3 protein-coding genes are annotated in these 6,902 nt (G+C 67.4%); 2 read left to right on the forward strand and 1 reads right to left on the reverse strand.

Annotated elements, in window-relative coordinates; genetic code table 11:
• Window positions 1-670, reverse strand: a 670-nt coding sequence (locus ACIQ6O_RS10800) for an AAA family ATPase (RefSeq protein WP_396207798.1), incomplete at its 3' end; no start/stop codon positions are given.
• A gap of 84 nt (window positions 671-754) precedes the next feature.
• Here ACIQ6O_RS10800 and ACIQ6O_RS10805 point away from each other — a divergent pair.
• The gene (locus ACIQ6O_RS10805; protein WP_396207799.1) at window positions 755-4,018 is read left to right on the forward strand and encodes an exodeoxyribonuclease V subunit gamma; all 3,264 of its coding nucleotides are present in this window, start codon (window positions 755-757) and stop codon (window positions 4,016-4,018) included.
• Window positions 4,015-6,902 (forward strand): UvrD-helicase domain-containing protein (locus ACIQ6O_RS10810; protein WP_396207800.1); only part of this gene is annotated, 2,888 nt, incomplete at its 3' end. The genes ACIQ6O_RS10805 and ACIQ6O_RS10810, both read left to right, overlap by 4 nt.

A 6,902-nucleotide genomic window follows, 5' to 3' on the forward strand; every position in this document is an offset into this window, starting at 1 on the left:
GACGGTTGGTGCCGCGGGCCTGCCGCAGCGCCAGATCGATGGCGTCGAGCAGGTCGGCCCGCACCATGCTCACCTCGTCCACGATGAGCAGCTCCAGTTTTCGCGCGACCTGCATCCACGGGCCGCGGCGGATATCGCCGTCGCCGAGGGGCTTGATGGGGAAGCGGAAGAAGCTGTGAATCGTCTGCCCGCCGGCGTTGAGCGCCGCCAATCCCGTGGGGGCCAGTACGGCGGCACGGCCGGCATACAGTCTGGCCAGCTCCCGCAGTGCCGTGCTCTTGCCGGTGCCCGCCCGTCCTGTCACGAAGAGGGGGCGCGCCGACGACCGACCCACGTGGGCTACCAGCGCGGCGAAATCCTCGCCGACCGGCTGCTCGCGCACCACGCGCGCCCGCGGCGTGACCTGCAGCACGCGCGCGGGGCGCGCCGGCTCGGGTGTGTCTACCGCCTGGATCGCGCGCCACGCGCTGTAGGCCGCGAGCGCCCCCACGCGCACCTCGTGCTCGTGCACCCGCAACAGCTGCGGTCGCACCGCGTCCCGCACGAACTTGCGCACTTCTCCGCGCTCGACGCTGAAGAACTGCACGAATCCCTCGCCGGGATGCTGCGGATCGAACACCAGCACGTCACCATCGCGCTGGAAGCGGTAGACACGGATGGACTCGGACACCCCGCAACGTAAACGGGCGCCCAATCGCGATGGTCGCCGGCTCGGCGTTTGGAGACTGTCAGCCCCCATCGCCAGATTTCCGGTATGACGATGATGTCCGTAATCACGGCCGAGGCGCCCGAGGCGCTGCTGGCTCGAATGGAACAGGATCTGGCGTCGGCACCGCTGCTGCCGCTCGAAGACGAATACATTGTGGTGCAATCGCTCGGTATGGATCGCTGGGTGCGCCAGCAGTTCGCGCGTCGTCAGGGATGCGCGGCCTCGATGGAGCTGCCCTTCCCGGCCGCCTTCTGCCGGAAACTGGCCTCCACGCTGCAGCGCGATCGGCGCTTCGCCACCGGTGACGGTATCAGCATCGATCCGCGCTTCGAGGAGCAGGCCCTCGTGTGGCGCCTCTTCGCCCTGCTGCAAGACGACGCGTTCCTCGCGCACCCCCACTACGAGCCGCTCCGCGCCTTCCTGCACAACGCCGGCGATGCCAAGTGCTTCGGCCTGGCGCGTCGTATCGCCGCACGCTTCGACGAGTACCGCCTCTATCGCCCGGAGATGCTCATCACCTGGGAGGAGCACGGCGCGGCACTCGGGGCGAGTGTGCATGAAACGTGGCAGGCGTCGCTCTGGCAAACCCTGCTCGGGAACGAGCGTCCCGCGCACTTCGCCCGTTGGTTCATCAGCACCATCACTCAGTTGGAAACGGTCGCCGATGCGCCGGCGGGGCTGCCGTCGCGTGTATCGGTGTTCGGGGTGTCCACGCTGCCACCGCTGTTCGTGCGTCTCCTGCGCGCCGTCGCGCGCTTCGTACCGGTGCGCTGCTACGTGCTCATGCCGCAGGCGGATGGCTGGCAGCCCGCCGCGGCGCGGCATCCGCTGTTCGAGTCCTTCGGGGCCTCGTCGCGTGAACTGGTGGGGCAACTGCTCGATGCCACACCGGCGCCACCGGTAGAGCATATCGTCGCGGCGCGCTCGCACGCGCCCGCCACCCTGCTGCAGCATCTGCAGCAGGGATTGGCGACCGGGCAGACTACACCGTTCACGGTGGCGCCGCACGATCGCTCGATCACCGTGCAGGTGTGTCACTCGCCGCTGCGTGAACTCGAGGTGCTCCGCGATCAGTTGCTCGACGCGTTTGCGCACGACCCCACGTTGCGCCCGCACGATGTGCTGGTGATGGCCCCGGATGTGGAACAGTATGCGCCCATGGCCGAGGCGATCTTCGGGCAGTCGCGGCTGCGCGGGACCGGCACCGCGGACGACGAACGCCCCACTATTCCCTATCGCATCGCCGATCGCACGCTGTCGCGGGAGAGCGCACCGGCCGCGGCGCTCGCGGCGTTGTTGCAACTGGTGCACTCACGGATCGGCGCCAGCGAGGTGCTGGAGCTGCTCTCGCAGCCCATGGTGCGGCGGGCGGCGGGCATCGCGCCGGGTCAGCTGGATCAGATCACTCAGTGGGTCGAAGATGCCGCCATTCGCTGGGGGCACGATGCTACAACGCGCGCGTCGTGGCAGGGGGCGCCGGCCTTCGCCGAGAACAGCTGGCGTACGGGCCTCGACCGTCTGCTCGCCGGCTATGCCACCGGTCGCGTCGATGCACTGGTCAACGGGGTGCGGCCGCTGGCCGGCGACCTCGTGGGCGATACCACGTTGCTCGGCGCCTTCGTGCAGTGGGTAGAGACGTTGATGACGTGGGTCGCCACGCTGCGTGGTGAGTACCTGTTGTCGCAGTGGACGACGCACCTGCTGCAGACGCTCGAGTGGCTCGTGCGCGCCGAGGACGCCGACGAACGCGCATCCATCGATCGTGTGCGCCGCGATCTGGAACGGTTGGCGGCACCGACGGGCGCTGAGACCGGTGACCAGCCGGTGTCGTTCGACGTGGTACGCGACTGGGTGCTCGATGCCCTGGCCGATGACGATCATGGGAGTGGCTTCCTCACGGGTGGCTTGACCCTCTGCGCCATGAAGCCCATGCGCGCCATTCCGCATCGCCTCATCGTGATGTTGGGACTGGATGACCGTGCCTATCCGCGGCGGTTGCGCCGTGCGGCGTTCGATCTCATCGGGGCGCATCCCATTCCCGGCGATCGCGATCCGCGCGCCGACGACCGGCAGCTGGTGCTGGACACGCTCATGAGCGCCGGCGACCGTCTGCTGCTGTCGTACGTGGGACGGTCACAGGCCAACAATCGGGAAATCGCGCCGTCGATCGTCATCACGGAGTTGCTCGATACCATCGACCGCCTCTATCCGGCGTTGCCGTCGCCCAGTGTACAGCTACGGGTGGAGCACCCGTTGCAGCCCTTCAGTCCCGCGTACTTCACCAGCGCGACCACGCGCGATCCGCGGCTGTTCAGCTTCGAGGCCCGTCTCGCCCGCAGCGTGGCGGGGAGCGTGCAACGCGAATCGCCGCCGCCGTTCTTCGACGGGACCGTACCCGAGGTCGCCTTGTGGCGCGATCTGCGCCCGGGGCGTATCGTGCCCGCCACTCCGCCGCTCGAGATCAGCATCGACGACCTCACGGATGCGTGGCTCAATCCGTCCAAGGTGTACTGCCGTCGCGTGCTGCAGCTCACCGTGGCGGGCGATAAACCTCACGTGGGCGATGTGGAGCCCATGCAGGTCGATGGGCGTCTGCGCACCATCGTGCAGGATCGCATGCTGCAGCGCGCGCTCCAGGGACACCGTGATGTAGCACGTGAACGGGCGTTGGAGGTCGCCGCCGGCCAGCTACCCGTGGCAGCCCTCGGCACCGGCTGGTACGATGCGCTGCGGCAGGACGCGGCCTCCATGCTCGCCTCGCTTGAGGGCGTCACGTTCGACGAACCGTTGGCGGTGGAGGTCGAGGGCCTCGACTGGGTGGTGCGCGGTCATCTGGCGCTGCAGCGTCCGGGTGAGCAGTGGCGGGTCCGCGCCGCTAACCTCCACACTCGCGACAAGGTGCGCGCGTGGGTTGCCCATGTCGTGCGATGTGCCGCCGGTGAGCCAGTCACGACGCGCGTCATCGCGCGCGATGGCGATTTGGTCATTCCACCCATCGTCGACGCCCCGGTGCTGCTCGATATGCTGGTGCAGGGCGTCCGCGCGGCCTGGACGGCGCCGCTCCCCTATTTCGTCGACGCCGCCGTGGTGTACCGCAAGAAGGTCACCAAGGGCGACGAGTCGGCCATCGATGCGGCCTTCCACGAGTATCACCGAAAGAAGGATGACTTTCGTCAGGGTGGTGACAGCTGCGATCCCTATGTGCAGCTCCTCTGGCGAGGGCGTGAGCCGGTCATCGAGCATAGCGCGCAGTTCGCGGCGATTGCCGATGCGTTCTGGGCCCGTTTCGACGAGGTGACGGCGTCATGACGGTCGTGCATCGTCCGCACTTCGCCGTGGAGGCGAGCCCGTTCGTTTCGGGCACCATGCTGGTGGAAGCGAGTGCCGGTACCGGCAAGACGTTCAGTATCGCGATGAGCGTGATCCGGTTGCTGCTCGAGCGCACGCCCGACGGGACGCCACTCGTCGACGGGGTGGGGAACATCCTCGTGGTGACCTTCACCACGGCCGCTACCGACGAACTCATCGGGCGTATCCGTGCGTTGCTGCGTCAGGCGCATGCGGTGTACGAGGGCCGCCCCTCCGACGTCAAACAGGACACGGAGCAACTCCTGCTCAAGGTCGCCGGTCGCTACGACCGCGCGTGGGTGCAAGCGCGTGTGGCGCGGGCGCTCGCCGAAGTGGATACGCTGGCGGTGTACACCATTCACGGTTTCTGCAAGCGCATCCTCGACGAGTTCGCCCTCGAGAGCGGCACGGCCTTCGGGGCGTCGCTCCTCGAGAGCGACGAAGAGATGTTGCAGCGTGCCCTCGAGCACTGGTGGCGCGCACGCTTCTACACCAATGAGGCGCTGGCCACGTTCGCGGTGGCGTCGGCGTGGTCTCCCGACAGTTTTGCCAAGGCTTACGGACTGTGGCGACGGTTCCCCATCGTGCGCGTCTCGCCCGACGTGTCACTGGACAAGGCGCTCGGCGAGTTGCAGCACGCCATTGATGCCCTCTCGGCGGTGTATCGCGAAGACGCGTTCCGGCAGTACGTCGGCGCCATGGACTGGAACAGCAAGTCGCCCTGTCTGGCCGGTGAGCCGCTGGAGCGGACGGTACGCACCATCGCCGCCGCGCTCGGCGGTGACTTGAGCGCAGCCAAGACGGTGGGCGCTGAACTCAGCGCAGCGGCCCTGCACGATGTCGCAACAAAAAAATCCGGCAAGCAGAAGGAGCAGGCGGCAGCGCTCGCGACCTGGCCTGTCGCCATGGCGGCCACAGCGGTGGGCGAGGCGGTGACGCGTCTGGCACAGGCCATTCGCGTGGACTGCTTTCATCAGGTACGCGACTGGATCGACGAGGAGAAGCGGCGCACGAATCTGCTGGCCTTCGACGATCTACTGGAGTCGTTGCACACCGTGCTCGTGGCACAGGGCCCGGATGGACTGCTTGCACGGGCCATCCGTCAGCAGTTTCACGCCGCCCTCATCGACGAGTTCCAGGACACCGACCGCTTTCAGTTCGACATCTTCTCCACGGCGTTCCGTGGACGCCCGCTCTTTCTCATCGGCGATCCCAAACAGGCGATCTATGCCTTCCGTGGCGCCGACGTCCATGCCTATCTCGCCGCGGTGCACACGGCCGACCCCCAGTTCACGCTGGCCACCAACTATCGCAGCACCGAGGAGATGGTGCGCGCCGTGAATGCCGTGTTCCAGCGACGCGGTCACGCGTTCGTGGAAGACGCCATCGGCTTCGAGGCAGCGACCGCCACGCCCAAGGGAGGGGCTGCTGCGCCGATCGAGGGAACGCACGCCTTGCACTGGATGCTCGTGCCCCCCGAGGACAAACGGGGGAAGCGTACGCTCACCGGTATCCGCACTGCCCGCCAACTGCTCTTTGCGGCCACCGTGCGGCATATCGCCGCGCAGGTCGAGGCGGGGTGGAAGCCCGGTGATATCGCCGTGCTCGTACGCAGCAAGTTCGAGGGCGTGGAGATCGCCGATCTGCTGCGTGCGCACCGCATCCCGGCCGTGGTGTCGGGGCTCGGCAATGTCATGCAGTCCGAGGAACTGCTCGAGCTGCAGGTGGTGCTCGAGGCCATTGCCACGCCGCGCTACGAGCCGGGCGTGCGTGCCGCGGTGGCTACCCACCTGTGGGGCGGCGACGCTGCTCAGGTGTGGCAGCTCTCGCAGGCAGGAAGCGAAGCGCAGTGGGATGCGCTGCTCTCGCAATTCAGCACGCTGCGCGAGCTCTGGGTGAGGTACGGGTTTCTGCAGGTAGTGCAGGAGCTCATGCGCCGGCAACAGGTGACCGAGCGATTCCTTGCCTTTGACGACGGCGAGCGTCGGCTCACCAACCTGCGCCACCTCATTGAATTGCTACACGCCGCGGCCATGGCGAGTGCGCTGAACATCGAGGGTGTGTTGCGCTGGATCCGCACCAACCGGGCAGAGACCGAGCGTGAGTACGATGTGCGCGAGCTACGCCTCGAAACGGATGCACAAGCGGTGCAGATCTACACCATTCACAAGAGCAAGGGGCTCCAGTTCGACCTGGTGTACTGCCCCACGCTCTTCAGCGGCCGCCCCGTGGAGGCGAAGGGCCCACTCCTCGTGCACGAGGACGGCGACGTGGTGTTCGATCACCATGAGCCGGTGACGCCCGAACGCGTGCGGCAGGCCGAAGTGGAGCGACTCGCCGAAGACTGCCGGTTGGCGTACGTCGCGCTTACGCGGGCGAAGTATCGCACCTATGTGGGCTGGGGTGCCGTCGGTACGACGGGGAGCAGTGCGCAGGGCGCCGCCCGTTCGGCACTCGCCTACCTGCTGGCAGAGCACCCCACACTCGATGCGGCACCAGTCGAGGAGCGGGCGGAGCTGGTCGCCAAACACTTCGACGCGGACTGCGATCGCTTCGAGGCGACCGTGCGATCATTGGTCGCGGAGAGCGACGGCCGCATGATGGTCGAGATGGTCGACAGCGCGCTCATCGATGTGGTGGTACGCGCGCCGGCGGAGTCCGCGGCGCCGTCGTACGAAGCCCGAACGCTGCCCCCGGAACCACCGCTGCGCACGCGCTTCGATACGTACGTGATGAGCAGCTTCTCGCATCTTTCCGCGGGCAGTCATGCGGTGACTGCCGAGGTGGTGCGTGATGTGGACGACGTACGCGTGCCGGTCGTGCCGGTGGACGATCTCCCACCCAG

The sequence above is a fragment of the Gemmatimonas sp. genome (genome assembly GCF_044345575.1).
Lineage (GTDB): Bacteria > Gemmatimonadota > Gemmatimonadetes > Gemmatimonadales > Gemmatimonadaceae > Gemmatimonas.

What these genes read in the sequence shown, in the direction of transcription:
- ACIQ6O_RS10805 (WP_396207799.1), top strand. Translation starts at nt 755, where the DNA reads ATGACGATGATGTCCGTAATCACGGCCGAGGCGCCCGAGGCGCTGCTG.